28 protein-coding genes are annotated in these 26624 nt (G+C 68.2%); 13 read left to right on the top strand and 15 right to left on the bottom strand.

The genetic code is table 11. From position 1 onward, the window contains the following. Nucleotides 1-89: 89 nt before the first annotated feature. Nucleotides 90-398 (top strand): hypothetical protein, encoded by a 309-nt coding sequence (locus tag K2X73_RS00495; RefSeq protein WP_294107509.1) that lies wholly within the window; start codon nucleotides 90-92, stop codon nucleotides 396-398. A 60-nt stretch (nucleotides 399-458) separates the two neighbouring features. After that, nucleotides 459-2351 carry a S9 family peptidase gene (locus K2X73_RS00490; RefSeq protein WP_294107507.1) on the top strand — a complete coding sequence of 631 codons (1893 nt, stop codon included), beginning with the start codon at nucleotides 459-461 and terminating at the stop codon, nucleotides 2349-2351. Between the two features lie 8 nt (nucleotides 2352-2359). Here the strand turns inward: K2X73_RS00490 and K2X73_RS00485 are convergent, their stop codons facing one another. From K2X73_RS00485 to glpD, 6 genes are all read right to left on the bottom strand, one after another. Then, the gene (locus K2X73_RS00485) at nucleotides 2360-3082 is read right to left on the bottom strand and encodes an ATP-binding cassette domain-containing protein (protein ID WP_294107505.1); all 723 of its coding nucleotides are present in this window, start codon (nucleotides 3080-3082) and stop codon (nucleotides 2360-2362) included. Beyond that, nucleotides 3083-4195 (bottom strand): hypothetical protein, encoded by a 1113-nt coding sequence (locus K2X73_RS00480; protein ID WP_294107502.1) that lies wholly within the window; start codon nucleotides 4193-4195, stop codon nucleotides 3083-3085. 62 nt (nucleotides 4196-4257) lie between these two features. Continuing rightward, entirely contained in the window at nucleotides 4258-4728 is a 471-nt protein-coding gene (locus K2X73_RS00475; protein WP_294107501.1) for a hypothetical protein, read from the bottom strand. Between the two features lie 43 nt (nucleotides 4729-4771). Further along, nucleotides 4772-5704, bottom strand: coding sequence for a c-type cytochrome (locus K2X73_RS00470; protein WP_294107498.1), 933 nt, complete (start codon nucleotides 5702-5704; stop codon nucleotides 4772-4774). 27 nt (nucleotides 5705-5731) lie between these two features. Continuing rightward, nucleotides 5732-6538, bottom strand: a complete 807-nt coding sequence (locus K2X73_RS00465) for a rhodanese-related sulfurtransferase (RefSeq protein WP_294107496.1) — start codon at nucleotides 6536-6538, stop codon at nucleotides 5732-5734. After that, complete coding sequence (gene glpD, locus K2X73_RS00460) at nucleotides 6535-8055, bottom strand: glycerol-3-phosphate dehydrogenase (protein WP_294107494.1); 1521 nt, start codon at nucleotides 8053-8055, stop codon at nucleotides 6535-6537. Before glpD ends, K2X73_RS00465 begins: the two co-directional genes overlap by 4 nt. A 107-nt stretch (nucleotides 8056-8162) precedes the next feature. On the opposite strand from glpD, the gene K2X73_RS00455 reads away from it, so the two are divergent. Both K2X73_RS00455 and K2X73_RS00450 read left to right on the top strand, forming a co-directional pair. Beyond that, complete coding sequence (locus tag K2X73_RS00455; protein ID WP_294107492.1) at nucleotides 8163-10376, top strand: VacB/RNase II family 3'-5' exoribonuclease; 2214 nt, start codon at nucleotides 8163-8165, stop codon at nucleotides 10374-10376. Between the two features lie 284 nt (nucleotides 10377-10660). Beyond that, complete coding sequence (locus K2X73_RS00450) at nucleotides 10661-10957, top strand: hypothetical protein (protein ID WP_294107489.1); 297 nt, start codon at nucleotides 10661-10663, stop codon at nucleotides 10955-10957. Nucleotides 10958-11271: 314 nt separating this feature from the next. Here K2X73_RS00450 and K2X73_RS00445 read toward each other — a convergent pair whose 3' ends face one another. From K2X73_RS00445 to K2X73_RS00435, 3 genes are all read right to left on the bottom strand, one after another. Further along, entirely contained in the window at nucleotides 11272-12444 is a 1173-nt protein-coding gene (locus K2X73_RS00445; RefSeq protein ID WP_294107488.1) for a saccharopine dehydrogenase NADP-binding domain-containing protein, read from the bottom strand. Between the two features lie 114 nt (nucleotides 12445-12558). Continuing rightward, on the bottom strand, nucleotides 12559-12963 hold the full coding sequence (locus K2X73_RS00440) for a hypothetical protein (RefSeq protein ID WP_294107486.1): 405 nt from the start codon (nucleotides 12961-12963) through the stop codon (nucleotides 12559-12561). A 41-nt stretch (nucleotides 12964-13004) separates the two neighbouring features. Then, nucleotides 13005-14801 (bottom strand): ABC transporter transmembrane domain-containing protein, encoded by a 1797-nt coding sequence (locus K2X73_RS00435; protein WP_294107485.1) that lies wholly within the window; start codon nucleotides 14799-14801, stop codon nucleotides 13005-13007. A gap of 197 nt (nucleotides 14802-14998) precedes the next feature. On the opposite strand from K2X73_RS00435, the gene phaZ reads away from it, so the two are divergent. Continuing rightward, a complete protein-coding gene (gene phaZ, locus K2X73_RS00430) occupies nucleotides 14999-16219 on the top strand; it encodes a polyhydroxyalkanoate depolymerase (protein WP_294107483.1) in 1221 nt (406 codons plus the stop codon). 5 nt (nucleotides 16220-16224) lie between these two features. Here the strand turns inward: phaZ and K2X73_RS00425 are convergent, their stop codons facing one another. From K2X73_RS00425 to serS, 5 genes are all read right to left on the bottom strand, one after another. Further along, nucleotides 16225-16542, bottom strand: a complete 318-nt coding sequence (locus K2X73_RS00425; protein WP_294107481.1) for a PilZ domain-containing protein — start codon at nucleotides 16540-16542, stop codon at nucleotides 16225-16227. A 109-nt stretch (nucleotides 16543-16651) separates the two neighbouring features. Next, the gene (gene tyrS / locus K2X73_RS00420; RefSeq protein ID WP_294107479.1) at nucleotides 16652-17881 is read right to left on the bottom strand and encodes a tyrosine--tRNA ligase; all 1230 of its coding nucleotides are present in this window, start codon (nucleotides 17879-17881) and stop codon (nucleotides 16652-16654) included. Between the two features lie 167 nt (nucleotides 17882-18048). After that, a complete protein-coding gene (locus K2X73_RS00415) occupies nucleotides 18049-19098 on the bottom strand; it encodes a LysM peptidoglycan-binding domain-containing M23 family metallopeptidase (RefSeq protein ID WP_294107477.1) in 1050 nt (349 codons plus the stop codon). A gap of 37 nt (nucleotides 19099-19135) precedes the next feature. Further along, nucleotides 19136-19894 (bottom strand): 5'/3'-nucleotidase SurE, encoded by a 759-nt coding sequence (gene surE, locus K2X73_RS00410; protein WP_294107475.1) that lies wholly within the window; start codon nucleotides 19892-19894, stop codon nucleotides 19136-19138. 143 nt (nucleotides 19895-20037) lie between these two features. Then, entirely contained in the window at nucleotides 20038-21462 is a 1425-nt protein-coding gene (gene serS, locus K2X73_RS00405) for a serine--tRNA ligase (protein ID WP_294107473.1), read from the bottom strand. Nucleotides 21463-21528: 66 nt separating this feature from the next. On the opposite strand from serS, the gene K2X73_RS00400 reads away from it, so the two are divergent. The 4 genes from K2X73_RS00400 (at nucleotide 21529) to K2X73_RS00385 (ending at nucleotide 23931) form a co-directional block, all read left to right on the top strand. Beyond that, nucleotides 21529-21735: a hypothetical protein gene (locus K2X73_RS00400; RefSeq protein WP_294107471.1), complete on the top strand. Its 207-nt coding sequence runs from the start codon at nucleotides 21529-21531 to the stop codon at nucleotides 21733-21735. A gap of 12 nt (nucleotides 21736-21747) precedes the next feature. Further along, nucleotides 21748-22632: a hypothetical protein gene (locus tag K2X73_RS00395; protein WP_294107468.1), complete on the top strand. Its 885-nt coding sequence runs from the start codon at nucleotides 21748-21750 to the stop codon at nucleotides 22630-22632. Nucleotides 22633-23050: 418 nt separating this feature from the next. Beyond that, complete coding sequence (gene dksA, locus K2X73_RS00390) at nucleotides 23051-23416, top strand: RNA polymerase-binding protein DksA (protein ID WP_294107676.1); 366 nt, start codon at nucleotides 23051-23053, stop codon at nucleotides 23414-23416. A gap of 143 nt (nucleotides 23417-23559) precedes the next feature. After that, the gene (locus K2X73_RS00385) at nucleotides 23560-23931 is read left to right on the top strand and encodes a PilZ domain-containing protein (RefSeq protein ID WP_294107466.1); all 372 of its coding nucleotides are present in this window, start codon (nucleotides 23560-23562) and stop codon (nucleotides 23929-23931) included. Between the two features lie 118 nt (nucleotides 23932-24049). On the opposite strand, the gene K2X73_RS00380 is transcribed toward K2X73_RS00385, so the two are convergent. After that, nucleotides 24050-24205, bottom strand: a complete 156-nt coding sequence (locus K2X73_RS00380) for a YdcH family protein (protein ID WP_294107463.1) — start codon at nucleotides 24203-24205, stop codon at nucleotides 24050-24052. A gap of 180 nt (nucleotides 24206-24385) precedes the next feature. Between K2X73_RS00380 and K2X73_RS00375 the strand changes: the two genes are divergently transcribed. The 4 genes from K2X73_RS00375 to K2X73_RS00360 all read left to right on the top strand — a co-directional run bounded on the left by K2X73_RS00375 (nucleotide 24386) and on the right by K2X73_RS00360 (nucleotide 26606). After that, nucleotides 24386-24583, top strand: coding sequence for a DUF465 domain-containing protein (locus K2X73_RS00375; RefSeq protein WP_294107461.1), 198 nt, complete (start codon nucleotides 24386-24388; stop codon nucleotides 24581-24583). Further along, on the top strand, nucleotides 24583-25224 hold the full coding sequence (locus tag K2X73_RS00370) for a histidine phosphatase family protein (protein WP_294107460.1): 642 nt from the start codon (nucleotides 24583-24585) through the stop codon (nucleotides 25222-25224). The genes K2X73_RS00375 and K2X73_RS00370 overlap by 1 nt, the downstream gene beginning before the upstream one ends. A 10-nt stretch (nucleotides 25225-25234) precedes the next feature. Beyond that, nucleotides 25235-25678 carry a hypothetical protein gene (locus K2X73_RS00365; RefSeq protein WP_294107459.1) on the top strand — a complete coding sequence of 148 codons (444 nt, stop codon included), beginning with the start codon at nucleotides 25235-25237 and terminating at the stop codon, nucleotides 25676-25678. Between the two features lie 499 nt (nucleotides 25679-26177). Next, a complete protein-coding gene (locus tag K2X73_RS00360) occupies nucleotides 26178-26606 on the top strand; it encodes a hypothetical protein (protein WP_294107458.1) in 429 nt (142 codons plus the stop codon). The last annotated feature ends 18 nt before the right edge of the window (nucleotides 26607-26624 follow it).

Here is a 26624-nt window from a genome sequence, read left to right as displayed (position 1 = left end):
TCTTTCGCGACAATTCCGGGCGTCGCGCGAGACAATCGCGCGACGCCCTTGCTCTACCCCCGGGCGTGAGGGGGCATGAGGAGGACGTTATGCGTAAGTTATTTCTCGCCGCCGCCATCGCGACGCTGCTGCCCGCGGCCGCGCAGGCGCAGTGGGTGCCGATCAACCAGCGCCAGGCCAATCTCGCGACCCGGATAGATCAGGGCGTGCGCAGCGGTGCGCTGACTCGCCCAGAGGCGCGACGGCTGCGGATGCAATATCGCGAAATCGCCCGGCTCGAGGACCGCTATCGCGCCAGTGGCGGGCTGAACATGGCGGAGCGGCGCGATCTCGACCGCCGTTTCGACCGGCTGAGCCGCCGCGTCTATGTCCAGAAGCACGACCGGCAGGCGCGCTAATCGGTTGCTCGCCCGCGCCGGGCTGCTAAACGCCGCTCCAAAATCAAGGAGAGGCACAGCATGAAGGCGTGGGCGATCGGCATCATCCTGGCGGCGGGCGTCGCGCAACCGGCGCTCGCCGCGCCCAAGCAATATGGCGGCCTCGCGCTGAGCCCGGCAGGCGACAGGATCGCCAGCGTCGAGGGCGAGGGCCACGCCAAGATCGTGCTGCGCCGGATCGACGGCACCGCGATCGGAACGCTCGATCCCTGCCCGGTGTGCAGCTATTCGGGGCTGACCTTCGCCCCCGATGGCGCGCTCGCTTTCCTGGCGCGCGATCGCAAGGCGGGCACGGTGACGCTCGAACTGAACGAAGGCGATCAGACGCGCGCGCTGGCCACCGTGAAGGGCATCGCGCAGACGCCGCGCTTCGCCGCCGATGGCAAACGGATCGCGCTGCTGGTGACGATCGGCGCCGCCAAGGAAGCCGGCGCGGCCCAGGCCGGGGTGCGCCAGGTCGGCGAGATCGGCGAGAAGAATGACGAGCAGCGCCTCGCCATTTTCGATCGCGCCAGCGCCCCGATCGCGCCCGAGGCGGTGACTCCGATCAGCCCCGCCGGGCGCTATGTCTATGAATATGATTGGCTGCCCGATGGCAGCGGCGTCGTCGCGACCTCGGTGCTCGGCAATGGCGACGCCAATTGGTGGGTCGCGACGCTCGACCGGATCGATGCGGCGAGCGGCACCGTCACCACCATCGCCAAGCCGCCGCTGCAGATGAATTATCCGCGCGTCTCCCCCGATGGCCGCGAGGTCGCGTTCATCGGCGGGTTGATGAGCGATTTCGGCTCGGTCGGCGGCGATGTGTGGGTGGTGCCGGTCGCCGGCGGCAGCCCGCGCAACCTGACCGAGGGCCAGAAGGCGACCGCGACCGCGCTCGATTGGACCGAGGGCGGCCTGCGCGCGGTGGTGCTGCGCGGTGACCGGATGGAGCTGGTGGCGGTAAGCGACAAGGGTTTCTCCGCGCCGCTTTATGGCGGGCCGCTGTCGCTCTCGGCCGGGGATGGCCGCGTCGCGCTCAGCGGCAACGCGCGGGTAATGGCGACCGTCACCCAGAGCTTTACCCAGGCCCCGGCGATCGTCGCCGGCCCGGTAGGTGCGCCCAAGCAGCTGACGCACGACAATGACGGCGAGAAGCCGATCGTCACCGCCCGGAGCATCAGCTGGACGCAGGACGGCTTCACCTCGCAGGGCTGGCTGCTCGCGCCGGTGGACGCCGATCCGGCGAAGAAGGCGCCGATGATCACCGTGGTGCATGGCGGCCCCTCGGCGGCGCATGTGCCCGGCTTCGTGACCGGCGGGCAGACGGCGGCGCTCATTAAGGCGGGCTATTATCTGTTCCTCCCCAATCCGCGCGGCTCCTATGGCCAGGGCGAGGCGTTCGTCGCCGCGAACAAGCGCGATTTCGGCGGCGGCGACCTGCGCGACATTCTCGCCGGCATCGACGCGGCGGAGAAGGTGGCGCCGATCGACGACGCACGGCTGGGGCTGATGGGCGGCAGCTATGGCGGCTTCATGGCGATGTGGGCCAATACCCAGACCAACCGCTTCAAGGCGATCGTCGCGGCGGCGGGCCTCTCCAACTGGATCAGCTATTACGGCACCAACGGCATCAACACCTGGATGGTCCCGTTCTTCGGCAAGCCGATGTACGAGGATTACAAGGCGTACGAAGCGCCGTCGGCCATTTACCAGATCGCCAAGGCCAAGACGCCGACCTTCATCTATGTCGGCGAGCGCGACATCGAGGTGCCGCCGACCCAGTCGGTGGAATATTGGAACGGCCTGAAGGCGCATGGGGTGCCGGCCAGCCTGGTGATCTACCCCGAGGAAGGGCACGGCATACGCAACCCGGTCAACGCGGCGGACGTGCAGACCCGGGTGCTGGGGTGGTTCGGGAAGTATCTGAAATAGGGCGCGGATCAGCTATCGGCGCCGCGCAGATGCCGGATCACGTCCTGCTCGAACTGCTCGGCGCCCCGGCCCGAGGCGGCGAGCTGGTCCTTCGCCAGCCGCAGCCGCACCAGGCCCCCGGCGAGCAATATGCCCTGGTCGCACAAATGATACAGCGAGGGCAGATCGTGGAGCGCCGTGATCAGGGTGTGGCGCTCGCGCGATAGCGCGCGCAGCGCTTGTTTGGCGTCGAAGGCGGCGACCGGATCGAGCCAGTTGAACGGCTCGTCGAGGATGATGGTGCTCGCCCCCGTGGCGAAAGGGCAGAAGATCGCCAGCCGCTGACGCATCCCGGCGGAATAGGTGCCGATCCGCCGGTGGATGAAGGCTTCCAGCCCCAGCGCCCGGTAAAGCGGATCGAGCCCGCCCTCCCGGTCCCGCCATCCCGGCGTACCGGCGGCGATGGCGAGCAGCTGCTCGCCGGTGATGCTGTCGGGCAGGCGGTGCCCCTCGGGGGCGAGCGCGATCCGCCGGGCGCGCGCGGCGCGATCATGGGTGAGATCGTCGCCATCGATCATCAAGCTGCCGCCCTCGATCGGCAATCGGCCGCACAGCGCGCGAAGCAATGTCGTCTTGCCCGAGCCATTCGCGCCAACGATCCCAAGCCAACCCGGACCTTCGAAGGCGAGATCGAGTGCGGGGATGATTGTTCGGCCGCGCACGGCGACCGAAATAGCCTGAGCCAGGATCATTCAGATCGCGTCCCAGCGTCGCTGCATGGAACGATGATAGAATTGGATCGGTCGCCCGATCGCGACAAGAATGCCGAGCGGCGGCAAGAAGTAGCCTAGAACGACCGCCACCATGATCTCCACCTGCACGCGCACATCGGCGACGCGCCTGGAATGCAGCGTGGCGAGCAGCAGCATCAGGGTGCGCACCCAGACGATGATCAGGCCGATAGCAAGGGCGACGATCGCAAGAGCCGGGTCCGCCAGCGCGGCGCCCGCGGCCACGACCAGGCACGCGATCGGCGCGAGGATTAGATGGCTTCCCACGCCCCGCGCCACTCCGACGCCGGCGAAGCGGCCGAAGCGGAGCAGCTGGTCGTCGGCACGGCTCAGCAGCCAGGCGGCGGGGCCGAGCAGGAGGGTGTCAACCGCGAGCCCCGCCATCCGGCCCGCCACTGAAGCAGCCGCGACGCTCGCCAAGACGGTGATCAGACCAATGCCGATCGCGACGCCGATCGGGCTCAAGCGCGGTCGCAGCGGCCGGATCTGGAGTTGGCGCACGATCGCAGGATAATCGAGCGCAACGTGGCTCGACGCTCTGGGTCTGGCCGCCGCGCCCGGGGCAGACAGGCGCGCGGGCAGGGTATCGGGCAGCGCCGCCGCTGCCGATCCCGCCGCAAAGCCGGCTAGCGAGGTCGCCAGGTAAGCGACATCGGGAAGGGTGCTCGCGTGCCAGGCGACATAGCCGGTCGCGCTCGCCAGCGCCGCCAGCGTCAGCAGCTGGAGGGCACGCAGATAGGCCCGTCTGGCGGCGCGATCGAGCGCTTCCGGCAGGAGGATCCCGGTTTCGGCGATTTCGTTCAACCGCCGCCGGGCGAACCGCGTGGTCGCGATGCCGGAAACCAAGCCCACGCCCAAGCCCGCGAGCGGCATCCACTGGCGGATCGCGCCGGCGAGCGCGAGCAGCTGCGCGTGCAGGAAGGCGACCCCCAATAGCACGACGATAAGCAGCATCGCCCAGTCGGTCGGGCGCGGGAACGACAGGGCGAGCGCGCCGCGCAGCAGCTGGAGCTCATAGGCAAACAAAGTGCGGGCGCGGACAGGTCTATGGAGGGTGTCGGTGGCCGGCGGCATCGCTCGAAACTAGGCGGTGCGATGAGCGGCAAAGTCAATGGCCGCGCGCGGCCGTCCGGCGGCTAAACCCCCGCCAGCCGTTCGATCAGGCCGCCCAGTTCGCCATGCGCGGCGACATCGCGGGCGCGGAGTTGGTCGAGTTCGCCGGCCAGGTCGTCCTGCCGCTGTGCGCGGGCCAGCGCGATCGCGGTTTCATAAGCGGTGACGCTCGCCGCCAGGCCCTTGCGCACCGCGCCGGCGAGCGCCTGATCGAGCAGCGGACCCGCCAGCACGCGCTCGGCGTCGCGCGTGGCATCATCAAGCGCGCCCTTCATCCAGACATTCTCCGGCCCGCCCGCGCCGCGCGCCGTCGCGACCAAGGCCGCGGAGGCGTGGCGCGCCTGGACGATCAGCTCGCCGAGCGCGTGGCACAGCCCCGGATCGGTCACCTGCCGACCGATCGGCCCCAGCCGCTCACCGAGCAGATCGGCGGCGGCGCGCAGATCCTGGATCGCGGCGGTCAGCAGCGCGTCGGGGGTATCGGTTTCAACCATGACGCAAGAACCAGCCCCCGCGCGGCTGGTTCCGCTCGTAGCTTCAGGGCGCGCGGCTGCCGAGATAGGCCGAAAGCGCGACCATGTCCGCGAGCGTCATCTTCTTGGCCACCTCCGCCATCGCCGCGCTCGCCGCGCCGCCGCGTGAGCCGCTTTTAAAGTCATAGAGCTGGCGCGCGAGATAGCTGGGCGAGCGGCCAGCGAGGCGCGGGCCGATATCGCCGCGCAGATCGGGGCCGTGGCAGCTCGCGCACGCCATCGCCCCGCCGCCGCCCCAGCTCCGCGCGAGCGCGGCGCCGCGCGCGATGCTGCCGGGCGGGACATAGGCGGTATAGCCGAGGCGCGGATCGCGCATTTCGTGGCGGGCGAAATCGTCGGGCACTTCGATCAGCCGGCCGGCCAGGGGTTCGGTGCCACCCGCCTCGTCCAGCCGCCAGAGATTGCCGGCGGTGCGGACGCGCGGGATGATCGCCGCCTCCACCACCCGCCCGAAGCGGCGCGGCTTGAGTGCGGCGAAATAGCCGGCGGCCTCGGCGAGTTGCGCGGGGCTTATCGCGCGCGCGGTAGCGGTCATCGATACCGGGTTGTGCGGGGTGTTGATCCGCTCGCCCGAGGCGAACAGGCGCATCTGCTCGACGATGTAATCGGCCGACAGCCCGGCGAGCGAGGCATTTTCGGGCCTGCCGCCGCCAGTGAGCAAGTGGCACGAACCGCAAGCCCGCCGCTCGGGCCGCTCGCCTTGCGTCACCGCGGGCGGGGCGGGGGGATGATCCTGCGGGTACCAATCCGCCACGCGAAAGACGCTGCGATATTCGGCCTCGGTCAGTTGCACCGTGCTGCCGGGCAGCGTGCGCCGTTCCTGATCGTCAAGACGGAGGGGCTGCGCCGGCGGATCGAAGACATAAAGCCACGCGGGCGGTGCCTCGGCCTTGGTCGCCCCCAGGCACAACAACGCTACCCAGGCCCATCGCCGCATCGCCGCCCCCTTCGTTGCGCCACCGATTTAAGCCGCCGCTTCACCCGCGTCCACCGCGCACGCGCAGCGCTGGCCGACAGGATATGGGTGCCCGCAGGCGCGGCACATCGCGTGGCTGCCGGGCGCGAGCCCCGCGCCGACCGCCACGCGTTCATCGAACACGAAGCATTCGCCGGTGAAGCGGCTCGCGTTGGCCGGCACTTCCTCCAGATAGCGCAGAATGCCGCCTTCGAGATGATAAACCTCACCCACGCCCTCGCCACGCACGAAGGCCGTCGCCTTCTCGCAGCGGATGCCGCCGGTGCAGAACATCGCGACCCGGCTTTTGCCCGCCATCAACGTGTCGCGGTTGGCCCGGAACCAGGCGGGGAAGTCGCGGAAAGTCGCGGTCCCCGGATCGACCGCGCCGGCGAAGCTGCCGATCGCCACTTCATAAGCGTTGCGCGTGTCGATCAGCAGGGTTTCGGGGTCGTCGATCAGCGCGTTCCATTCAGCCGGCGGCACATAGCGGCCGGCGGCGGCGCGGGGATCGATGCCGGGTACGCCCATCGTCACGATCTCGCGCTTCAACCGTACTTTCAGCTTGCCGAAGGGCATCGCGGTCGCGTCGCTGAACTTCACGTCAAGCGCGGCGCATCCGGGGAGCGCGCGCAGCGTCTCGATCATTTCGCTGATCGCTCCCGGGCCGCCGGCGATCGTGCCGTTCATCCCCTCGGTTGCGAACAGCAATGTGCCCTTGATGCCGAGCGCCGCCGCGCGTGCCTCGATCGCGGGGATCAGCGCGGCGGGATCGGGGAAGGGCGTGAACCGATAAAGCGCGGCGACGCGGATCACAGGGTGCGCGCCCACCAATCGCTGAACAGCGCGCGCTCGGCGGGGTTCAGGTGCAGCACCAGCTTGCTCCGCCGTTCGAGGGCGTCGGCGGGGCTGCGCGCCCATTCGCGCTCGTGCATCCAGCGCGCCTCGACCTCGGTGTAGCCGCCGCCGAACGCCTGCCCAAGCTGCGCCTCGCGCGAGATGCTGCGCAACATATCGTGCAACATGGTGCCATAAGCGCGCGCCATGCGCAGGCTGCGGGCATCGCCCAGGAACGGCCAGGTGCGGCGGACATTGGCGAGGAAGCGGGCGAAATCGGCCATGTCGCCGCCGGGGAAGGGGCGCGCGCGGGTTTGCGGGGTGTGGGCGAAGCCCATCGGCTGCGCGAGCTTGCCGACCGCCTCCTCGGCCAGATGCCGCGCGGTGGTGATCTTGCCGCCGAAGATCGAGAGCAGGGGCGGCCCGCTCGTGTCGAGTTCGAGCACATAATCGCGCGTCACCTGCCGCGCTTCGCTGGCGCCATCGTCATAGAGTGGGCGCACGCCCGACCAATCGCTGATCACGTCCGCCGGGGTGATCTGGCGGGTGAAATGGCGGTTCACGGCGGCGCAGAGATAGGCGATCTCGTCCGCGTCGATCCGGGCGTCCTCGGGGCGGTCGACCGGCACATCGGTGGTGCCGATCTCGGTGAAGGCGCCCTGATAAGGGATGGCGAAGACGATGCGGCCATCGGGCTGCTGGAGGATATAGGCCTGGTCGCCCTCGAACAGGCGCGGGACGACGATGTGGCTGCCCTTCACCAGCCGCACCCCCGCGCGGGCATTGACGCCGAGCCGCCCGAGCGCCTCGCCCACCCAGGGGCCAGCGGCGTTGACCAGCGCGCGCGCGGCAACCTCGCGCCCGTCCGAGAGCGTCGCGCGCCACAGCCCGTCCTCACGCCGCGCGGACACTAGCGCGGTGCGCGTCGCGATCTCGCCCCCCGCGTTCGCCGCGTCGATCGCGTTGAGCAGGGTCAGCCGCGAATCATCGACCCAGGCGTCCGAATAGACGAAGCCGCGGCGGGTGCTCTTCAAGGGCGCGGTGAGCGCGGCATCGCCGGCCCCCAGCCCCCGCGAGCGCGGCAACGACATCCGGCCGCCCAGCCGATCATAGAGGAACAGCCCCGCGCGCAGCATCCACCAAGGGCGCGCGCCGTCATGCGGCAGCACGAACCGCATCGGATGGATGAGGTGCGGCGCCGCCTTCACCAGCCGTTCGCGCTCGCGCAACGCCTCTGCCACCAGCTTGAATTCATAGAATTCCAGATAGCGCAGACCGCCATGGATCAGCTTGGTCGAGGCGCTCGAGGTATGGCTCGCCAGATCGTCGCGCTCGACCAGCAGCAGCTTCAGCCCGGCCAGCGCCGCCTCGCGCGCGATCGCCGCGCCGTTGATGCCGCCGCCGATGATGAGCAGGTCATATGTCACCGCTGTCGGATAGGGGGGTGGCATCGAATTTTCCAGTGTGATCGGCGGCTTGCGGGCGATCTCAGTCATGCGTCGTACTTTGCCCGGCGCGGGCCGGGGCAGACGCGTTGGCTTGGACGCGGATGCGGCGCCGCGCGGTTTGGGTTCTTCGCGCAATGCGCCTAAGGCTTGGCACCATGAAGAAACCCCAGCCCGGCTTGCCGAGCGAGCGCCAAATCCTCGATTTCATCGCGAGCGCCGATGCGCCTGTCGGCAAGCGCGAGATCGCGCGTGCCTTCGGGCTTTCCGCGCAGGAGAAGATCGCGCTGAAGGCCCGGCTGAAGGACATGGCCGATCAGGGGTTGATCGATCATCAGGGCCGCGCCTTCCACCAGATGGGCGGCGTGCCCAAGGTGACCGTGCTGCGGGTGGTCGACGTGACCGATGACGGCATCGCCTGGGCTGTCCCCGAACGCTGGGAGGCCGAAGGCGTACCGCCCCCCAAACTGCGCGTGCGCGAACGCGGGCGCGGCGCGCTCGGTATCGGCGACCGTCTGCTCGCGCGCACCGAGGAAGCGGGGCAGGGCTGGATCGCGCATCCGATGAAGCGGCTCGCGCGCGGCGAGGAACTGATCCTGGGGGTGCTGCGCGAGGAAGGCGGGCGTATCTGGCTCCAGGGCGTCGAGAAGAAGGAACGGCGCGAATTTCCGGTGATTGATTTGGGCGGCGCGGCGCCGGGCGATCTGGTGCTCGCGGAAAAGGCCGGGCGCCCGCCGCGCTTTTCCGCGCGCGTCACCGAACGGCTGGGTGATCCCTTCGCGCCGCGCAGCTTCTCGATGATCGCGGTCCACAAGCATGGCATCCCCCACGTCTTCGCGCCCGAGACGATCGAGGAAGCGCATTCGGTGGCGCGGCAACCGCTTGGCGAGGGGCGCGAGGACCTGCGCCATCTGCCGATCGTCGCGATTGACCCCGCCGATGCCCGCGACCATGACGACGCGGTGTGGGCCGCACCCGATGACGATCCTGACAATGCCGGAGGCTGGCGCGCGGTCGTCGCAATCGCGGATGTGAGCTTCTACGTGCGCCCCGGCTCCTCGCTCGATCGCGAGGCGCGCCAGCGCGGCAATTCGGTTTATTTCCCCGACCGGGTGGTGCCGATGCTGCCTGAGGAATTGTCGGCGGATATATCTTCGCTGAAGGAGGGGGCGGACCGCGCCGCGCTCGTCTGCCATCTCCAGATCGGCAAGGCCGGCGCGCTCAAAGGCTTCCGCTTCACCCGCGCGGTGGTGCGCATCCGGGCGAACATCGCCTATGAGGAAGCGCAGGCGGCGATCAACGCCGATGCCGCGCCCGCGTTCAAGTGGGACGCGGCGCTGGTCGACGAGGCGCTGAAACCCCTATGGGCTTGCTGGCGCGCGCTCGATCGTGCCCGGGCGAAGCGCGCGCCGCTCGAACTCGATCTGCCCGAGCGGCGCGTGGTGCTCGACGAGAAGGGCCGCATCCTTTCGGTCGCCCCGCGCGAACGGCTCGACGCGCACCGGCTGATCGAGGATTTCATGATCGCCGCCAATGTCGCCGCCGCCAAGGCGCTCGAGGCCAAGAAGGCGCCGGTGATGTACCGCGATCACGAGCCGCCCGCGCGCGAGAAGCTGGTCGCGCTGAAGGAATTTCTGAAGACGCATGGCATCGAGTTCGCGCTCGGCCAGGTGATCCGCCCGGCGACCTTCAATGCCATCCTCGACAAGGTGGCGGAGAGCGACAGCCGCCCGCAGATCATGGAGCAGGTGCTGCGCAGCCAGACCCAGGCCTATTACGCGCCCGCGAACATGGGCCATTTCGGGCTCGCGCTCGGTTCCTACGCGCATTTCACCTCGCCGATCCGGCGCTATGCCGATCTCATCGTCCACCGCGCGCTGGTGAGCGCCTACCGGCTCGGCGAGGGCGGGCTGACCGAGGGCGAGGCGGCGGCGATGGAGCGGATCGGCGAGTCGATCTCGATGCTCGAACGCCGCGCGATGGAGGCCGAGCGCGAGACGATCGACCGCTATGTCGCCGCCTATCTTGCCGAACATGTCGACCAGGTGCTGCAGACGCGGATCACGGGCGTGCAGAGCTTCGGCTTCTTCGCGACCGTCGAAGGGGTCGGCGGTGACGGGCTGGTGAGCGTCCGCGATCTGGGGCGCGAATATTTCCGCTATGACGAGGCGGCGCGCGCGCTGATCGGCGAGGAGACCGGCACGCGCTATGAAAGCGGGCAGAAGCTTGAGTTGCGGCTGGTCGAGGCGAATCCAGTTTCGGGCGCGCTGCGCTTCGAACTGGTCGAGGGCGGCGCGCCGCCGCCGCGGGCGCGCATCGTCAAGCGGCGTGGGCGGCCGGCGAACATCCGCCACCAGGGGCGTCGGCGCTAGCAGCGTAGCCCCTCCCTGCCAGGGAGGGGTTGGGGTGGGTGGAAGCCGGGCGCTACCGCGTGCCTTTCGGTATCGCCACCGGCGTTCGCTGATCTTGCCGCGCGCCAGGGAAACACCCACCCCCAACCCCTCCCTGGCAGGGAGGGGAGAGGTGCGCGATTGCGACCACCGGCCCCCACGAGTTCCGCTTAGCCCCTCCCTGCCGGGGAGGGGCATAGGAAAGCGTTGAGCCTCGACGCGGGGCGGCGCATAGGTCGTTCCACGAACAGCGAAAGGACGCAATCATGGCAGGACCAGCAGCGCTCGTCGCCCGCGCGCGACGCCACGTCATCTCCTATTTCATGACGCAGAACGCGGTGACGCCGGACAAGGCGATCGCGTTCGTCTCCAACCGGCGGCTGGAAAACCAGATGTTCGATCGCTTCGTGGCGGCGAAGGTGCTCGTCTGGGCCGAGGGCGGGCGCTATTATCTGGATGTGCCCGCCTGGGATGAATATTCGCGGCAACGCCGGCGCCGGGTCGGCCTGTTCATGGGCGCGCTCGCGGCCGCCGGGGCGGCGGCGGTGGCACTAATGGCGTGATTCCCCGAACCCACGTCGCCCCGGCCTTGAGCCGGGGCTAGAGCGTGATCACTAGATGGAGCATATGAAAGCCCCTCCCCTTAAGGGGAGGGGTTGGGGTGGGGGCGGTCAATGAGTGCTGCGCGCCGCATATCGCCTCCACCTCCCAGCCTCCTCCCCTAAAGCGGAGGAGGAGCGCGCTGACATGATTTCGCTTCTGGTCGCCTCGCGACAGGAGAAGAAGAAGTCCGGCCCCGGCTCAATGCCGGGGCTATGCACCATGTGCTTGATCGGGGTTCGCCCGTTTCAGCCCGAGACCTTCGCTCTATCGCCTCTCACCCCGCGTTGAACGTCAGCCCCGCGCGCTCCACCAGCCGCTGGCGCAACGGCGCGCCCATGATCGCGCCCGGGGTCCACACCCCGCCCGCCGCCTCGGGCACGTCCTCGATCAGGCAGAGCGCCGCCTCGGCGATCATCTTGCTGGTCGAGCCATAGCCGGGGTCCTTGTCCCCCGTCACCACCGCGTCAAGGCGTACGCCGCCGCCCATGTCGCCCACGAACAGCAGGTCGTAATGGCCGCTGTCACGCTCTTCCTTGCTCGGGCCTTCGCCGGGCTTGGGGCCCTTGTCGCTGGCGAGCGGGTTCATCTTGGCGATCGCCTCGGCGGCGGCCTTGCCCATCTCGCCCAGCCCGGCGACCATCATCTCGTCATAGACGAAATCGGCGCCGTAAGCCTTGCCGAGCAGGAAATTGGTGCGGTGGACGTTCTTGGTGTTGATCGGCGCCATGATGAAGGGGGCGACCCAGGCCTCGATCGTGCGATCATATTCGGGGATCATCCCCATCGGCTGGCCCGGCCCCTGGAAGCCGGGAGTGAGCGCGAACGGGTTGGTGAGGAGCGCGATCAGCGAGGGGTTGCGCGCGGCGGCGGCGAGCGTCGCCTTCAGGCTCGCGGCGGTGCCGCCCGAGAAGCCGCCCTTCATCGCGCGGACGCGGCCCTTCACCCGCGGGCAGGGGCGGCCATAACGCTCGCGCGCCGCCTCCTGCAGGGTGAACACGCCGAGATCGAACGGGATTGAATCGAACCCGCACGAAAACACGATCCGCGCGCCGGTTTCCTTGGCGCGCGAGTCATGCGCGTCGATCATCTCGCGCATCCAGCCCGGCTCGCCGCACAGATCGACATAGGCGGTGGCCGCCGCGACGCACGCCGCGACCAGATCGCTGCCATAAAGCTGATAGGGGCCGACCGTGGTGAGGATCACGGTCGCGCGCGCGGCCATGGCTTTAAGGCTCGCCGGATCGCTCGCATCGGCGATGACGAACGGGGTGTCGGCGGGCGCGCCGATCAGATCGCGCACCTCGGCGAGCTTCGCCTCGGAACGCCCCGCCATCGCCCAGCGCGGGCGGTCCTTGCCCGCATAGGCTTGCACCAGATATTCGGCGACCAGCCGGCCGGTGAAGCCGGTGGCGCCATAGACGATCAGATCGAAATCGCGGTTTGACATGGATCACTCCCCTTCGGAGGCAGCATGGACGGCGTCGGCGCCGCGAGCAAGGGCGCCCGCTATGGTCAGTGGGTCACGAGCGCCACGGCGCTGCGACGGTGCGGGTTCTGGGCGTCAAAAGCGATTAGTCCGAAATTCATAGTCGTCGCCGGGGACACCGATGTTCAGCGATTCCCGGTCTGCCGAGTACGACACTGCCCGCGCGCCTGCGGCTCCCCATTTTCGATGCGCGTCAAAGACGCGACCGATCGTGTATGTGCTGATGCCTAGAATGCCGTCGCTAGTCGTATATCGAACGTCACGGCCGCGATCGCTGACCCAGCGATGAATATATTCGTCCCAGCTATTATTGCCCACATAATGTTTGATTATCTTATAATAATGTATGCAATTCACTTTCCGATAATCGCCCTCGAAAATGCACTTCGCCCTTCCTGACTTGATCCAAGTGCTGGAGGTTTTCGGCGCAGCGGCGGCCAGTAGCGCGGTTGATGCGATCATCAAAATAAGTCGGATCATGCCACCGAGACTCACTCATCGCCACCTTCAATCAATCGGGGTCAAGCAGCTTCACTAAACTGCAAGCTCGCCAGCCGGGCATAGAGCCCGCCGCGCCCGATCAGGCTCTGGTGGGTGCCTTCCTCGACGATCTGCCCTTCGTCCATCACGATGATCCGGTCCGCCGCGCGCACCGTCGCCAGGCGGTGAGCGATCACGATCGTCGTGCGCTCGGCCATCAGCCGTTCGAGCGCTTCCTGCACCAGCCGCTCGCTCTCCGCATCCAGAGCGCTGGTCGCCTCGTCGAGCAGCAGGATCGGCGCGTCGCGCAGCAGCGCGCGGGCGATCGCGACGCGCTGGCGCTGCCCGCCCGAAAGCCGCGCGCCGCCCTCGCCCAGGAAGGTGTCGAGCCCCTCGGGCAGCTTGCGGAGGAATTCGGCGGCGTTGGCGGCTTCCGCCGCCGCCCAGAGCGCCGCATCGTCGGCGTCCCACCGGCCATAGCGCAGATTGTCGCGCGCGGAGGCCGCGAAGATCACCGTTTCCTGCGGCACCATCGCTATCCGCGCGCGAATATCGGCCGGGTCAGCCTCGGGCAGGGCGACGCCGTCGATTCGCACCGCGCCCGCCAGCGGATCGTAGAAGCGCTGGAGCAGCTGGAACAAGGTCGATTTGCCCGCGCCCGAAGGGCCGACCACCGCCACCGTCTCCCCCGGCGACACGGTGAGCGAGAAATCGTTGAGCGCGGCGAGTTCGGGCCGCGTCGGATAGCGGAAGGTCACGCGCTCGAACGCGATCGCGCCGCGCGGCGGGGTGGGAAGCGCGACCGGGTGGGGCGGGGCGGCGATCTCGGGCTCGGCGGCGAGCAATTCGCTCAGCCGCTCGGCCGCGCCCGCGCAGCGCAGCAGATCGCCATAAACCTCGGTCAGCGCGCCGAACGCGCCGGCGACGATCCCACCCGTCACCACGAACGCGGCGATCGCGCCACCCGTCAGCCGGCCCGCCGCGACGTCGATCGCGCCTTCCCACATCACCATCGTGATCGAGCCGAAGATCGCGCCGATGAACAGCGCGGTCACGGTCGCGCGCCACAGGATGCGGCGCTTGGCGGTTTCGAAGGTGGCGTCGACCGCCGCCGCGAAGCGCTGCCCCTCGCGCCGTTCCTGGCCGAACGCCTGGACGATCTTCATCGCGGCGAGCGTTTCGGTGGCGAGCGTGCCGACATCGGCGATCCGGTCCTGCGAGCTGCGCGACATCGTCCGCACCCGCCGCCCCAGGATCATGATCGGCAGGATCACCACCGGAATCCCGATCACCAGCAGCGCGGCGAGCTTGGGCGAGATCGCGAACAGATAGATCATGCCCGCGATGCCGGTGAGCGCGTTGCGCAGCGCGACCGAAACCGTGGTGCCGACGACGATTTCCACCTGGGCGGTGTCGCTCGTCAGCCGCGAGGCGATCTCGCTCGGGCGGTTCTCCTCGAAGAAGCGCGGCGCCATCCGCATCAGGTGATGCTGCACCTCGGTACGGATATCGGCGACCACCCGCTCGCCGAGCCACGAGACGAAGTAGAAGCGCATCGCGGTGCCGAGCGCGAGCACGACGACGATCATCAGCAGATAATGGAAGGAGGCGGCGACGGCGTCCGGCGCGCCCACCCCGCCAAAGCCCCGGTCGATCACCCGGCTGAAGCCATAGGGGATCGCGACCGTCGCCGCCGAGGTGACGGCGAGCGCGATCATCGCCAGCGCGAGCTGCACCGGATAGCGGCGCACCCGCGACCAGACGAGGTTCAGGCTCGAAAGCTTGCGCTTCGCGCGGGGCGTGGCAGTATCGGCGGCGGGGGAAATGGGATCGGCCATGACACAAAGGCGTAGCAGGCGCGTTATGGAGGCTCAACGCTGTTGAGCAGCCGGGACTGTGCCGCTTACCGCCATGGTGGACAAGCGTGGGACCGCGCGATTGCAATTCGTGCGGTTAATGCGCATTGTCGCCACGGCGTATCCTGTTATGCCCTGGTTAAGGCGGCGGTAAACGCTGTCATGCTATAGGAACGCCGATGCTGTACGACGCCTATGAATTCCAGCGCTCGATGCTCGCGGGTGCGAGTGCTATCGCCAATATGGGCGCTGGCTTCTTGCAAAATCCTGCGAATCCGTTCGCTTATTTCGGCGGCGGTCCAGTTTTCGCCTCGGCGCTCGAAGTGTTCGCCCATGCCGCTGCCCCGCGCGGCAAGCCTGAATTCGGGCTCAACGAAACGATCGTCGATGGACGGCGCGTCGCGGTGCTTGAGGAGATCGTGCTGCGTCGCCCGTTTGGCCAGCTGAAGCATTTCGTGCGCGAAGGCGTCGAGGGAGGGCCGAAGCTGCTGATCGTCGCGCCGATGTCGGGCCATTATGCGACGTTGCTGCGCGGCACGGTTGAGCGGTTGCTGCCCTCGACCGATGTCTACATCACCGATTGGCGCGACGCGAAGCTGGTACCGATGAGCGATGGCGGCTTCGATTTCGACGATTATGTCGATTACGTCATCGCCTTTCTGGAGGCGATCGGGCCGGGGGCGCATATGCTCGCGGTCTGCCAGCCCTCGGTGCCCTGTTACGCTGCCGCCTGTGTGATGAGCGCTGCCAAGCATCCCTGCCGGCCCAGGACGCTGACGATGATGGGCGGCCCGGTCGACACGCGCGAGGCGCCGACCGCTGTCAACACGCTCGCGACGCAGCGCCCGCACGCCTGGTTCGAGCAGAACGTGATCGCGACCGTGCCGCTCACTTATCCGGGCGCGGGGCGCAAGGTCTATCCCGGCTTCCTGCAGCTCGCCGGGTTCATGACGATGAACCTCGGCAATCACATGATGTCGCACTGGGAGATGTTCAAACATCTCGTCCAGGGCGACGACGAAAGCGCCGAGGCGACCAAGGAATTTTACGACGAATATCGCGCGGTGTGCGACATGACCGCCGAATTCTATCTGCAGACCGTCGATCTCGTCTTCCAGCGCCACGCGCTGCCCAAGGGCGAGATGCTGCACCGGGGGGTGCCGGTTGATCCCAAGGCGATCACCGATGTCGCGCTGCTGGCGATCGAGGGCGAGCGCGACGATATTTCAGGGCTCGGCCAGACCAAGGCGGCGCTGACGCTCGCCGCCAACCTGCCCGCCGACAAGAAGCAATATCTGATGGCCGAGGGCGCTGGCCATTACGGCATCTTCAACGGCAGCAAATGGCGCACGCGGATCGCGCCCGTGGTCGAGCAATGGATCGCCGCGCATAACGGGTAAGGAGCTTAGCGGCTCTTCAGCAGCGCCGCCAGCAGGTCATAATAGGCCGCGAGCGGGATCATCCGGTCGAGCTCGCAGCCAATCCGTCCGCCCAGCGCCCAGCGCACCTCGGCGGTGAGCGTGCCGACCACCGGCAGCGTCATGCTCAGCCGCTCGCCCGGCGCAAGCTCTGCCTCGCACCGCGCCATCAGCCCCATCGCCGAGCAATTGACGATCAGCAGCACGATGGTGGCGCCGTCCGACCGCGTCGCGCGGGTGCGATGAAAAACCTCGTCGCGCGGCGCGCCGCGCTGATCGTGAAATGCCAAAACGGTTCCGGCCATGCCCAATTCCCTGCGGCCCGTGATCGGCTAGGGATAGGCAGGCCGGCGTGAACTGGCTCGATAGAAACAGCGTAAATAATTGGTTTCCGGTGGTTATACCGGGCCGAATTTATACGGGTGGCAGCAGCAGGCCGTGATGCTTCTTGCCCGCCGAGATTTTTACCGGGGCCGCGCCGATATGGACGATCGCGGCTTCGTCGGCCACTTTCTCCCCATCCACGCGCGCGCCGCCGCCCTTGATCAGCCGCCGCGCCTCTCCCTTGGAGGCGGCGAGGCCGAGCGCCACCAGCGCGTCGACCAGCGGCATCTGCGGCGCGGGGGCGGCGACGCGGGGCAGGGCATCGCCCGCCGCGCCCTCCTCGAACGTGCGGCGCGCGGTCTCGGCCGCCGCGGTCGCGGCCTCCGCGCCCCGGCACAGCGCGGTGGCTTCGTTCGCGAGCACGATCTTCGCCTCGTTGATCTCGGCGCCTTGCAGCGCTTCGAGGCGGGCGATCTCGTCGAGCGGCAGATCGGTGAACAGCCGCAGGAAGCGCGCGACATCGCGATCATCGGTGTTCCGCCAGAACTGCCAATAATCATAGGCCGGCAGCGCATCCTCGTTCAGCCACACCGCGCCCGCCGCCGTCTTGCCCATCTTGGCGCCATCGGCGGTGGTGATGAGCGGGCTGGTGAGGCCGAACAGCTCGGCGCCTTCCAGCCGCCGGGCGAGCTCGATCCCGTTGACGATATTGCCCCACTGGTCCGATCCGCCGAGCTGCAACCGGCACCCCTGGCGGCGCGCGAGCTCGACGAAATCATAGCCCTGCAGGATCATATAGTTGAATTCGAGGAAGGTCAGCGGCTGCTCACGATCGAGCCGCAGCTTCACCGAATCGAAGCTCAGCATCCGGTTGATCGTGAAGTGCCGCCCCACCTCGCGCAGGAAGGGGATATAGGCCAGGCCATCGAGCCATTCGGCATTGTTGACCATCACCGCGTCGCTCGGCCCGTCGCCAAAGTTCAGGAAGCGCTCGAACACCCGGCGGATCGAGGCGATATTGGCGTCGATCGCGGCATCGTCGAGCAGCTTGCGGCTTTCATCCTTGCCCGAAGGATCGCCCACCTTGGTGGTGCCGCCGCCCATCAGCACGATCGGCTTGTGCCCGGTCTGCTGCATCCGGCGCAGCATCATGATCTGGACGAGGCTGCCGACATGGAGCGAGGGCGCGGTGGCATCGAAGCCGATATAGCCGGGGACGCTCTGCTTGAGCGCGAGCGCGTCGAGCGCGGCGGCGTCGGTCGCCTGGTGGATATAGCCGCGTTCGTCGAGGGTACGGAGGAGCGTGGAGGTGTAGGTCATGCAGGGGCTTTAGAATGGGTGTTGGGGTCGAGGGAAGGGTTCAGCGTTGAAGGCCCTCACCCAACCCTCTCCCGCGAGCGGGAGAGGGCTATTCGGAACGTTCCAGGCTCAACCGTAAAGCCCTCTCCCGCTGGCGGGAGAGGGTTTGGGTGAGGGTGGTCTTCGCCCTACCGCCCCGGCAACTCCGCGACCGGGTCCACCGGCACGCGGCCCTTGCGGAGTTCGAAATGCAGCTCGGGCTGGTCGGCGAAGCCGCTGTCGCCCGACAGCGCCACCGCCTGGCCCCGCTTCACCGCCTGGCCGCGCTGGACCAAAATCTCGCCGACATGGCCGTAGATGCTGCTCCAGCCATCGCCGTGGCGGACGATGACGATGCCGCCCAGGCCCTTCACCCCCGATCCGGTATAGCTCACCACCCCGTTGGCGGTCGCGAGTACCGGGGTGCGCAACGGCACGGCGATCTTGATGCCGTTCTGCCGCTCGCCGCTCGCGCCGGGGCCGAAGCGGCTGACGATCCGCCCCTCGACCGGCCAGCCAAAGCCGCCGACGAAGCGCGTGGGCGCGGCGACGCTCGCCTCGGGCGGCAGCACGCGCCGCGCGGTGGGGGCGGGGGCGACGGGGTTGGCGTTCGCCGCGAGCGCGGGTTCGCCGCCGGTCACGATATCCTCGATATCGACCGCGAAGGCGCGGGCGCGCTCGGCCGGGGTCATCGGGCCGCCGCGCGGGATCAGGATGCGCTGTCCGGCGCGCAGCACATAGGGCTCGGCGAGGGCGTTCGCCTCCACCACCTGCGCCCAGGGCACCCCGTAAGCGCGGGCGATCGCGATCCCCGTCTCGCCCGCGCGCACCAGATGATAGCGCCCCGCCGGGATCACCAGCTTCTGATCGAGCCGCAGCACATAAGGCGGGGTGAGGCCGTTCGCGCGCGCGATCGCCTCGCTCCCCGCGCCGGTGAAATTGGCGACGCCGCGCAGCGTGTCGCCGGGGCGGACATAATAATCCTGGGCGCGGACCTCGCGCGCGTCAGGCGTCACTGGCCGCGCTTCCCACGCCGGGCGCGGCGGTGGTGCGGCGGGGGGCAGGCGGTCGGGCGACTGCGCGCGATCGGCGGGGCGCGCTTCCTCCGCCGCGATCGGCGGCGGCGGGATTTGCGGCCCCCGGTCGCTCGCCCGTTCGATCGGGGGCGGCACACAGGCCCCCAGCATCAACGCGATCATCGCCGCTCCCTGTCGCATCGCTCCCCCCGAAGCCGCTTCAATAAATCGCCCGCAACATATCGAGCGATTCGCGATGTGTCAGGTCCAGGTGGAGCGGGGTGACGGCGATAAAGCCATCCTGCACCGCTTCCAGATCGGTGTCGTGCGCCGGGGTCGCGATTGAGGGGCCGAGCGCGAACCAGTGATATTCATAGCCGCGCGGATCGCGGTTGCTGACGATCTTCAGCCGCCCATAATCGCGCAGCCCCTGGCCGACGACGCGCACGCCCCGCACGTCCTCGGCGGGGCGCGCGGGGAAGTTGATGTTGACCAGCGTGCGCGGCGCGAGCGGGGCATCGAGCAGCGGGCGCAGCACCCGCTCGCCCCAGGCGCGCGCGGCGGCGAAGGGCACGTCGTCCCCGGCGCCCTCGCGCGCGTAAACCTGGCTGAGCGCGATCGCGCGCACGCCCGCGAGCGCGCCTTCCATCGCGGCGGAGACGGTGCCCGAATAGGTAACGTCCTCGGCCAGGTTCGCGCCACGGTTGACGCCCGACAGGATCAGGTCGGGCCGTTCGGGCATCAGCCGGGCGAGCGCCATCATCACCGCGTCGGTGGGCGTGCCGGCGACGGCGAAGCGCCGCTCGCCATGCCGCCGCACCCGGATCGGCCGGGTGAGGGTGAGCGAATGGCCCGCGCCCGATTGCTCCTCGGCCGGCGCCACCACCCAGATATCGTCGGAAAAGCGGGCGGCGATCTCCTCCAGCACTTTGAGGCCGGGGGCGTGATAGCCGTCGTCATTGGTGAGCAGGATGCGCAATAAAACCTCCCCAAATTTATTTGGGGAGGGGGACCACGCGAAGCGTGGTGGAGGGGCGGCGAGCGCAGCTCGCCGGCTTCGCCGGCGCCCCTCCACCAACCTGCGGTTGGTCCCCCTCCCCGAGCAGGCTCGGGGAGGTTCTCCTACCCCGTGGCTTCCAGCCGCGTGACGCCGCCCATATAGGGCAAGAGCGCCTCGGGCACGGACACGCTGCCATCGGCGTTCTGATAATTCTCGATCACCGCGACCAAGGTGCGCCCGACCGCGAGGCCGGAGCCATTGAGCGTGTGGACGAATTCGGTGCGCTTCTGCTCGCCCGCCACACGGTAGCGCGTGTTCATCCGCCGCGCCTGGAAATCGCCGGTGTTCGAGCAGGAGCTGATCTCTCGCCAGGCGTTCTGCCCCGGCAGCCACACCTCCAGATCATAGGTCTTGCGCGCGCCGAAGCCCATGTCGCCGGTGCACAGCAGCAGCTTGCGATAGGGCAGGTTCAGCTTTTCGAGGATCGCCTCGGCGGCGCGGGTCATGCGCTGATGCTCGGCCTCGCTATCCTCGGGGCGGACGATGCTGACCAGCTCGCATTTCTCGAACTGGTGCTGGCGGATGAACCCGCGCGTATCACGCCCCGCCGCCCCGGCCTCCGAGCGGAAGCAGAGCGTGAGCGCGGTGAGGCGCATCGGGAGGGCGGCTTCCTCGAGCAGCTCGCCCATCACGCTGGCGGTTAGCGAGACTTCGGAGGTGGGGATGAGCCAGCGGCGTGTGTCTTCGTTCCAATTGCGCCGAAGGGCCTCGAAAAACTCTTCATCGTCTGCTCGAATAGAGACGGAATCGCTTTCAATACCTCGTAGGGCGTTCAATTCGCGCGCAGTCTTGGCCAAGACCTCAAAACCCGCGGTCCTGACTGCTGTCTCGAAGCTGTCCTGCGCGAATTTCGGCAGCTTGTCCGTCCCATACATCGCCTCGTCCTTGACGAGGACCGGCGGGTTGCACTCGGTATAGCCCTGCTCGCGCGTCTGCGTGTCGAGCATGAACTGGCCGAGCGCGCGGTGCAGGCGCGCCATGTCGCCGCGCAGGAAGGTGAAGCGCGCGCCGGAGAGCCGGGCGCCGGTCTCGAAATCCATCCCCAGAGCGGGGGCGAGATCGGCATGTTCGCGCGGGGTGAAATCGAACGCGCGCGGGGTGCCCCAGCGCGACACCTCGACATTGCCGTGCTCGTCGGCGCCATCGGGCACGTCCGCGCCCGGCAGGTTGGGGATGATCGCCAGCGCCGCCTGCAGCTCTTCGCCGAGCGCCTTTTCCTCGGCCTCGATCGCGGGCAGCCGTTCTTTCAGCGCCGCGACCTCGGCCATCAGCGCCTGGGCGGCGGCTTCGTCCTTCGCCGCCTTGGCGGCGCCGATCGCCTTGCTCGCCTCGTTGCGGCGCGCCTGGCCGGCCTGAAGTTCGGTGATCAGCGCGCGGCGGCGTTCGTCGAGCGCGAGCAGCGCCGCCGCTTGGGGATCAAGCCCCCGGCGCGCGAGCCCTGCATCGAACGCTTCGGGGTTTTCGCGGATGAAACGAATATCGTGCATGGCGCGACGCTATGGCCGCGCCCGCACGACGGTGCAACTCATTCGGCGGCGGCGGGCGCCTTGCGGTTGGCGAGCCGGCCGCGCGCGACCAGCGCGGCGGCGGCGGCGCCGAACAGCAGCACCATCGGCGGCGCCGGCACCGGGGTCGGCCCGTCCGGCGGCGGCCCGCCCGAGCTGCCGGTGCTGCCCGACGACGAAGCCGAGCTCGCGCTCGACGCCGAGGACGAGCTGGACGAGGCGCTGGTGCTCCAGCCCACGCTCGACGAGCCGTAGGACGAGCTGCTGGTGCTCGACGAGGTGCTGACATCGCCCGACGAGGACGAGCTGGTGCTCGAGCTGGACGAGGTGCTGACATTGCCCGACGACGAGCTGGTGGAGCTGACCTCGCCGCTCGAGGTCGAGCTCGACGAGGTCGAGGAAATGGTGCCCGACGACGACGAGGTGGACGACCCGCCGGTCGACGACGAGGTCGAAGAGCCGCCCGTGGACGAGGAGGTTGAGGAACCGCCGGTCGAGGTGGACGAGCCGCCGGTCGAGGTGGAGGAGCCCCCGGTCGACGAGGTCGACGAGATGTTGATCGTGATCCCGCTGGACGTGCCGCTCGACGTGCTGCTGGAGCCGGTCGAGGTGCCGCTGCTGGTGCCGCTCGAGGTGCCGCTGCTCGATGCCGAGGATGACGATCCGCTCGCGCTCGACGAGGCCGAGCCGCCGTTGGACGAGATCGCGACGCCGCTGCTGCCGCCCCCGAAAAAGCCGCCGCCGAAGAAGCCGCCAAAGCCGCCAAAGCCGCCGGTGCCGCCGATCACCACCGGCACCGCCGCCGCGCCGCCGCCACCGGCGGGGAAGTCAGCCACGGGCAAGGGCGGGGGGAGCGGCACGGGGGTGCTGGCGATGCTGATCGCGGGCGGCGGGCAGATGGTGCGCGTGGTCGTCACCACCCGGCGCACCTTTGCCGCGCGGCGCACCGCCACCTGGCGCACGATCCGCTTGGTCTTCTTGACGTGCGCGACGCGCGGCTTGGCCGATTCGGCCACATGCACCGCGCCGCCACCGATCACCGCGCCCCCGCATGCACAGGCGCACAGTTTCGCCAAGGCCATCCGAACAGACATCACGCTTCCTTTTTGTCGGCCCGTCCATCATCCCGCGGTGCCAGGGCACGACGAGTAGGGAGCGGCTATCCCGCACAGTGCAGAATAAAGGCTTAAGTTCAATTATATTAACCATCAATTCCTGTCCCAACGCGGCTATCGCCTTGTTATCCGAGAGCCGGGTGCGGTTAATGTTTCAAGCTGGGACAGTTTTAGGTGAATGTTACTCGCCGGTCGTGGCGGGAGGGCCGTGGGGTGATCGCCAGCGCCGGGGCGTGATCACGGCCGATTCCCGCGCGGCCGGCGTCAACATTGCTTGTCGCGGGGCGAGAGGGCGCGTATAGGCGCGGCCGGGTGGAGCCAAATGAAATAAAGTTGTTTCGCGTAGGAGAGTGGGGATGGCGTCAGTTGTAAAGAGCCTTCAAGGCCAAACATTCGAACCCGCCGCCGCCAATGATGCCGAGGGCGTCTATCGGCCAAGCGATGGCGAGCCGTTCATGAACCCTCGCCAGCTCGCCTATTTCAAGGCGAAGCTGCTCAAATGGAAAGACGACATCCTGCTCGAAGCGCAGGAGACATTGAACCAGCTGCAGATCGACAGTCTGCGCGAAGCCGATCTCACCGATCGCGCCTCCAGCGAGACCGACTGGTCGATCGAGCTGCGCACCCGCGATCGCCAGCGCAAGCTGATCGCCAAGATCGATGCCGCGCTGCGCCGGATCGAGGAAGGCGAATATGGCTATTGCGAGGTGACCGGGGAGCCGATCTCGCTCGCGCGGCTCGAAGCCCGCCCGATCGCGACGATGACGGTCGAAGCGCAGGAGCGCCATGAGCGCAACGAGAAGGTCTCGCGCGACGATTGAGTTTAGCCCCGAAAAAGGTTTGCATTTGAACGCGCTGTAGCGATCGCGTGCCCCGATCCGGGCGGGGGTTTAAGGGTTTGGAGAGGTTGCGGGGCTAGGGCGGCTAGCGTGGGCAAGGTGCCCATCTGCCAACCGAGTGTCGCATGGACCAGCTTTCCGCCGATCGATTCGACCATATTGACGAAGAACCGGGTTCGGTCCGCCACCAGCTGCGCGAAAGCATGTTCCTGGGGGCGCGTTTCCGTGTGCCTGGCGTGCGCGAGCCCGTCGACGGCCGGGTGCGCAACATTTCCGCCGGCGGGCTGATGGCCGAACTGCCGCGTCCGGTCGAAGCCGGCGCGGCGGTGGAAATCGAGATTCGCGGCATCGGCTGGGTCGCGGGCAAGGTCGCCTGGGCGGCGCATGGCCGACTCGGCATCGCGTTCGACGAACCCGTCGATCCGCAACGCGCGCGCAAGCCGGTGACGGGTACCAAGGCCGGGCCGGCACCCGTCGCCTATATGCCCCGCCGCTGAGGCGCGCGGCCCGGGTTTCAACCCGTCCGCCCGCACTTCCGCCACGCCGGACAAAACCTTCGGATCGCCGTTGAAATCAGGCCCGGTCGCGCGCCCCCGCACGGCCGGGCCAGGTGCCTCAATGAGCGGAGAGTTCCTCCTTCAGGCGAAGCTTCTGCTTCTTCAGCTCGGCCACGATCAGCGCGTCGGGAAGCGGTCGCTGCAGCTCGGTCTGGATTTGACGATCGAGCAGGGCGTGCTTGGCTTGCAATGCCGACTGGTGCGCGCTGTTCATTGGGCAGTCTCCTTACCTCGTGCCCGACCCGGGGGAGCCGGGACCAGCCAATAGATCACAGCTCGGGCCGCTTGGCGAGCGTCCGCGCGACGGGATCGGGCTTTTTGCGGACCAATGGATTTGGCATCGAAACGGCGCCCGCCATCTGCTAGCGCGGCGGCTGCGATACGGGATAGGGCAATGGACCAAGGGTTGATCGCCAAGCGATTGGAAGCATTGCGCAGCGAACATCGCGATCTCGATTCGGCGATCGTCGCCTTGGGGGAGAATGCTGGCGCCGACGAGCTGCAGCTGGCGCGACTCAAGAAGCGCAAGCTGCGGCTGCGCGACGAGATCGCCCTGCTGGAGGATCAGTTGATCCCCGATATCATCGCCTGATGCAGGGCGGAAAGCGCCAGGGCCGGGACTTCATCGCGCGCCACGGCGAAACCGTGTTCAACGCCGCGCGCCGGCTGCAGGGGGAGGCGCTCCACACCCCGCTCACCCGCGCCGGCTTCGCCCAGGCCGACGAAATGGGCGCGGCGCTCCGCCGGCTGCTCGGGCCGCGCCCGGCGCTGACGCTCTGGTCGTCCAGCGCCGGGCGGGCGCTCCAGACGCTGGCGGTGATCGCCGAGCATCTGGAGCTCGATTGGCACGGGTGCCACGCCGATCCGCGCCTCGTCGAGATCGGCATGGGCGGCTGGGGCGGGCGCGGCTATGCCGAGGTGATCGCCGAGGTCGGCCCGGTGATCGACGCCGAGAGCGGCCTGCTGCGCCCCGCGCCCGACGGCGAGAGCTATCCGGAGATCGAGGCACGGGTGCGCGCCTGGCTCGCCGAGACCGACGATGATCCCGGCGACCGGCTGGTGATCATGCACGGCGTATCGAGCTGCGTGCTGCGCGGGGTGATGACCGGGCTGCCGGCCTGGCCTTCGCTCGGCGCGCCCGCCGCGCGCGGCCTGCCGCAGGGCAGCGTGGTGATGATCGAGCGCGGGGTGGAGCAGGTCGTCCATCTTGGCGGCGGGCACGCCCCGGCATGATCGGCGCCGCATGATCCCGCTCGCGCTGATGGCCGAGCTGCTGACGGTGCGCGGCGATTGGGGCGCGTTTCGCGGCGGGCCACCGAAGAGCTGCTACGCGATCGCCGCGCCGGTGCGCGCGGGCGGCGGGGGGCGCGCGTTCGTCTCGATCGGCAGCTGGCCGCGCCAGGGCCTGCGCGGGCAGCTCCATGTCCGGCTGTCGGCGCCGGTGGCGCCGGGCGCGCGGGTGACGCTGAGCATCGGCACCCGCCGCTTCGAGCTGATCGCCGGCGCGCGCGACGCCTGGGCGAGCGACGCCCGCGCCGACGCCGCGATCGTCACCGCGATGCGCGCCGGCCGCAGCCTGAGCGTGGAAGCCCAAGGCGCGAGCGGCCGCCCCTTCGCCGATGTCTATGCCCTCGCCGGCGCGGCAACCGCGATCGACGCGGCGGCGCTGGCGTGTGTGGCTGGGTGAGGGGTGGGGTGGGGTGGGGGTGGATTGTGTCGGCAGTGCGTCTCAATTTCCGACGTTCGACCTGCCGAAGATTCATCCGGAAACCTGACGTCCAGAACACACGTCAGCAACGCAACGCAGGGTAGAGGCGAAGAACAATCGAGGTGGGTGATCCGCATATAGCCTGTACAATGTGCATCGCACCTATTCCGGTCGTGAGATTCGTTACGACGATGTCAAGTAGCTCAAGCGACAGCACGAACAGAACGACGATGCTCTCGGCGCGCTTGCACGGTCCGACATAGCGATAGCCGGCCGCTGACAGCAAGTCGGCGAAGCAACGGCCTGTGCAGCATGCGGCCTTGTCCGATCCCCAACCAGGTGAACAATCCCGCCAAACCGTTGCAAGACGGTCGCGACGCGCATCGATCGACGCCCCCAACTCAGCCCTTGACGGCGCCATATGTGAAGCTTAGATCACAAAAAGTGATGAGAGGCTCACATGATTCAGCGTAGAAATTTGAAGCCCATGCTGTCGGCGATCGTCGGTATCGGTGGCGGTTGTCTCATTCTCCTTCTGCCTGTCCTTGCATCAAAATTCCTTAATGCAGCTCCCTCCGGGGGCTTCCGGGCGATGGCAGTGATAGCGACCACGCTGGTTGGTGAGGCTTGGGCGCTGGTGTTTGCGACGCGGATGCATCGTAGTTCCGATGAATTTCAGCAACAGCGAGCAAAGTCGGCTTGGTATTGGGGCGGCAGCATCGGCTTGGCGATGACATTCCCGATCTCGCTTTTCATCGTCAACGGTGGCCTTGATCTTGTTGATCCCGGCTTGTCGATGAGCCGCCCCCTGATCATGGCGTTCGCCTGTGGATTTGTCCTGCCGTGCGTAGGGTTAACGGTCGGCTATTTCGGCGCGCGGTTCTCGCACTGGGGCAATGAGGTGTGACCGAAGAACGGTTCTCGC

It is taken from the genome of Sphingomonas sp. (assembly GCF_019746665.1).
In the GTDB taxonomy this organism is placed as follows: Bacteria; Pseudomonadota; Alphaproteobacteria; order Sphingomonadales; family Sphingomonadaceae; genus Sphingomonas.
This window is presented reverse-complemented; position numbering and strand designations above follow the sequence as displayed.

Excerpts from the sequence above, each read along its gene's own strand:
- K2X73_RS00495 (WP_294107509.1), top strand. The coding sequence starts at position 90 with ATGCGTAAGTTATTTCTCGCCGCCGCCATCGCGACGCTGCTGCCCGCG.
- K2X73_RS00490 (WP_294107507.1), top strand. The coding sequence starts at position 459 with ATGAAGGCGTGGGCGATCGGCATCATCCTGGCGGCGGGCGTCGCGCAA.
- K2X73_RS00485 (WP_294107505.1), bottom strand. The coding sequence starts at position 3,082 with ATGATCCTGGCTCAGGCTATTTCGGTCGCCGTGCGCGGCCGAACAATC.
- K2X73_RS00480 (WP_294107502.1), bottom strand. The coding sequence starts at position 4,195 with ATGCCGCCGGCCACCGACACCCTCCATAGACCTGTCCGCGCCCGCACT.
- K2X73_RS00475 (WP_294107501.1), bottom strand. The coding sequence starts at position 4,728 with ATGGTTGAAACCGATACCCCCGACGCGCTGCTGACCGCCGCGATCCAG.
- K2X73_RS00470 (WP_294107498.1), bottom strand. The coding sequence starts at position 5,704 with ATGCGGCGATGGGCCTGGGTAGCGTTGTTGTGCCTGGGGGCGACCAAG.
- glpD (WP_294107494.1), bottom strand. The coding sequence starts at position 8,055 with ATGACTGAGATCGCCCGCAAGCCGCCGATCACACTGGAAAATTCGATG.
- K2X73_RS00455 (WP_294107492.1), top strand. The coding sequence starts at position 8,163 with ATGAAGAAACCCCAGCCCGGCTTGCCGAGCGAGCGCCAAATCCTCGAT.
- K2X73_RS00450 (WP_294107489.1), top strand. The coding sequence starts at position 10,661 with ATGGCAGGACCAGCAGCGCTCGTCGCCCGCGCGCGACGCCACGTCATC.
- K2X73_RS00445 (WP_294107488.1), bottom strand. The coding sequence starts at position 12,444 with ATGTCAAACCGCGATTTCGATCTGATCGTCTATGGCGCCACCGGCTTC.
- K2X73_RS00440 (WP_294107486.1), bottom strand. The coding sequence starts at position 12,963 with ATGATCCGACTTATTTTGATGATCGCATCAACCGCGCTACTGGCCGCC.
- K2X73_RS00435 (WP_294107485.1), bottom strand. The coding sequence starts at position 14,801 with ATGGCCGATCCCATTTCCCCCGCCGCCGATACTGCCACGCCCCGCGCG.
- phaZ (WP_294107483.1), top strand. The coding sequence starts at position 14,999 with ATGCTGTACGACGCCTATGAATTCCAGCGCTCGATGCTCGCGGGTGCG.
- K2X73_RS00425 (WP_294107481.1), bottom strand. The coding sequence starts at position 16,542 with ATGGCCGGAACCGTTTTGGCATTTCACGATCAGCGCGGCGCGCCGCGC.
- tyrS (WP_294107479.1), bottom strand. The coding sequence starts at position 17,881 with ATGACCTACACCTCCACGCTCCTCCGTACCCTCGACGAACGCGGCTAT.
- K2X73_RS00415 (WP_294107477.1), bottom strand. The coding sequence starts at position 19,098 with ATGATCGCGTTGATGCTGGGGGCCTGTGTGCCGCCCCCGATCGAACGG.
- serS (WP_294107473.1), bottom strand. The coding sequence starts at position 21,462 with ATGCACGATATTCGTTTCATCCGCGAAAACCCCGAAGCGTTCGATGCA.
- dksA (WP_294107676.1), top strand. The coding sequence starts at position 23,051 with ATGAACCCTCGCCAGCTCGCCTATTTCAAGGCGAAGCTGCTCAAATGG.
- K2X73_RS00385 (WP_294107466.1), top strand. The coding sequence starts at position 23,560 with ATGGACCAGCTTTCCGCCGATCGATTCGACCATATTGACGAAGAACCG.
- K2X73_RS00380 (WP_294107463.1), bottom strand. The coding sequence starts at position 24,205 with ATGAACAGCGCGCACCAGTCGGCATTGCAAGCCAAGCACGCCCTGCTC.
- K2X73_RS00375 (WP_294107461.1), top strand. The coding sequence starts at position 24,386 with ATGGACCAAGGGTTGATCGCCAAGCGATTGGAAGCATTGCGCAGCGAA.
- K2X73_RS00370 (WP_294107460.1), top strand. The coding sequence starts at position 24,583 with ATGCAGGGCGGAAAGCGCCAGGGCCGGGACTTCATCGCGCGCCACGGC.
- K2X73_RS00365 (WP_294107459.1), top strand. The coding sequence starts at position 25,235 with ATGATCCCGCTCGCGCTGATGGCCGAGCTGCTGACGGTGCGCGGCGAT.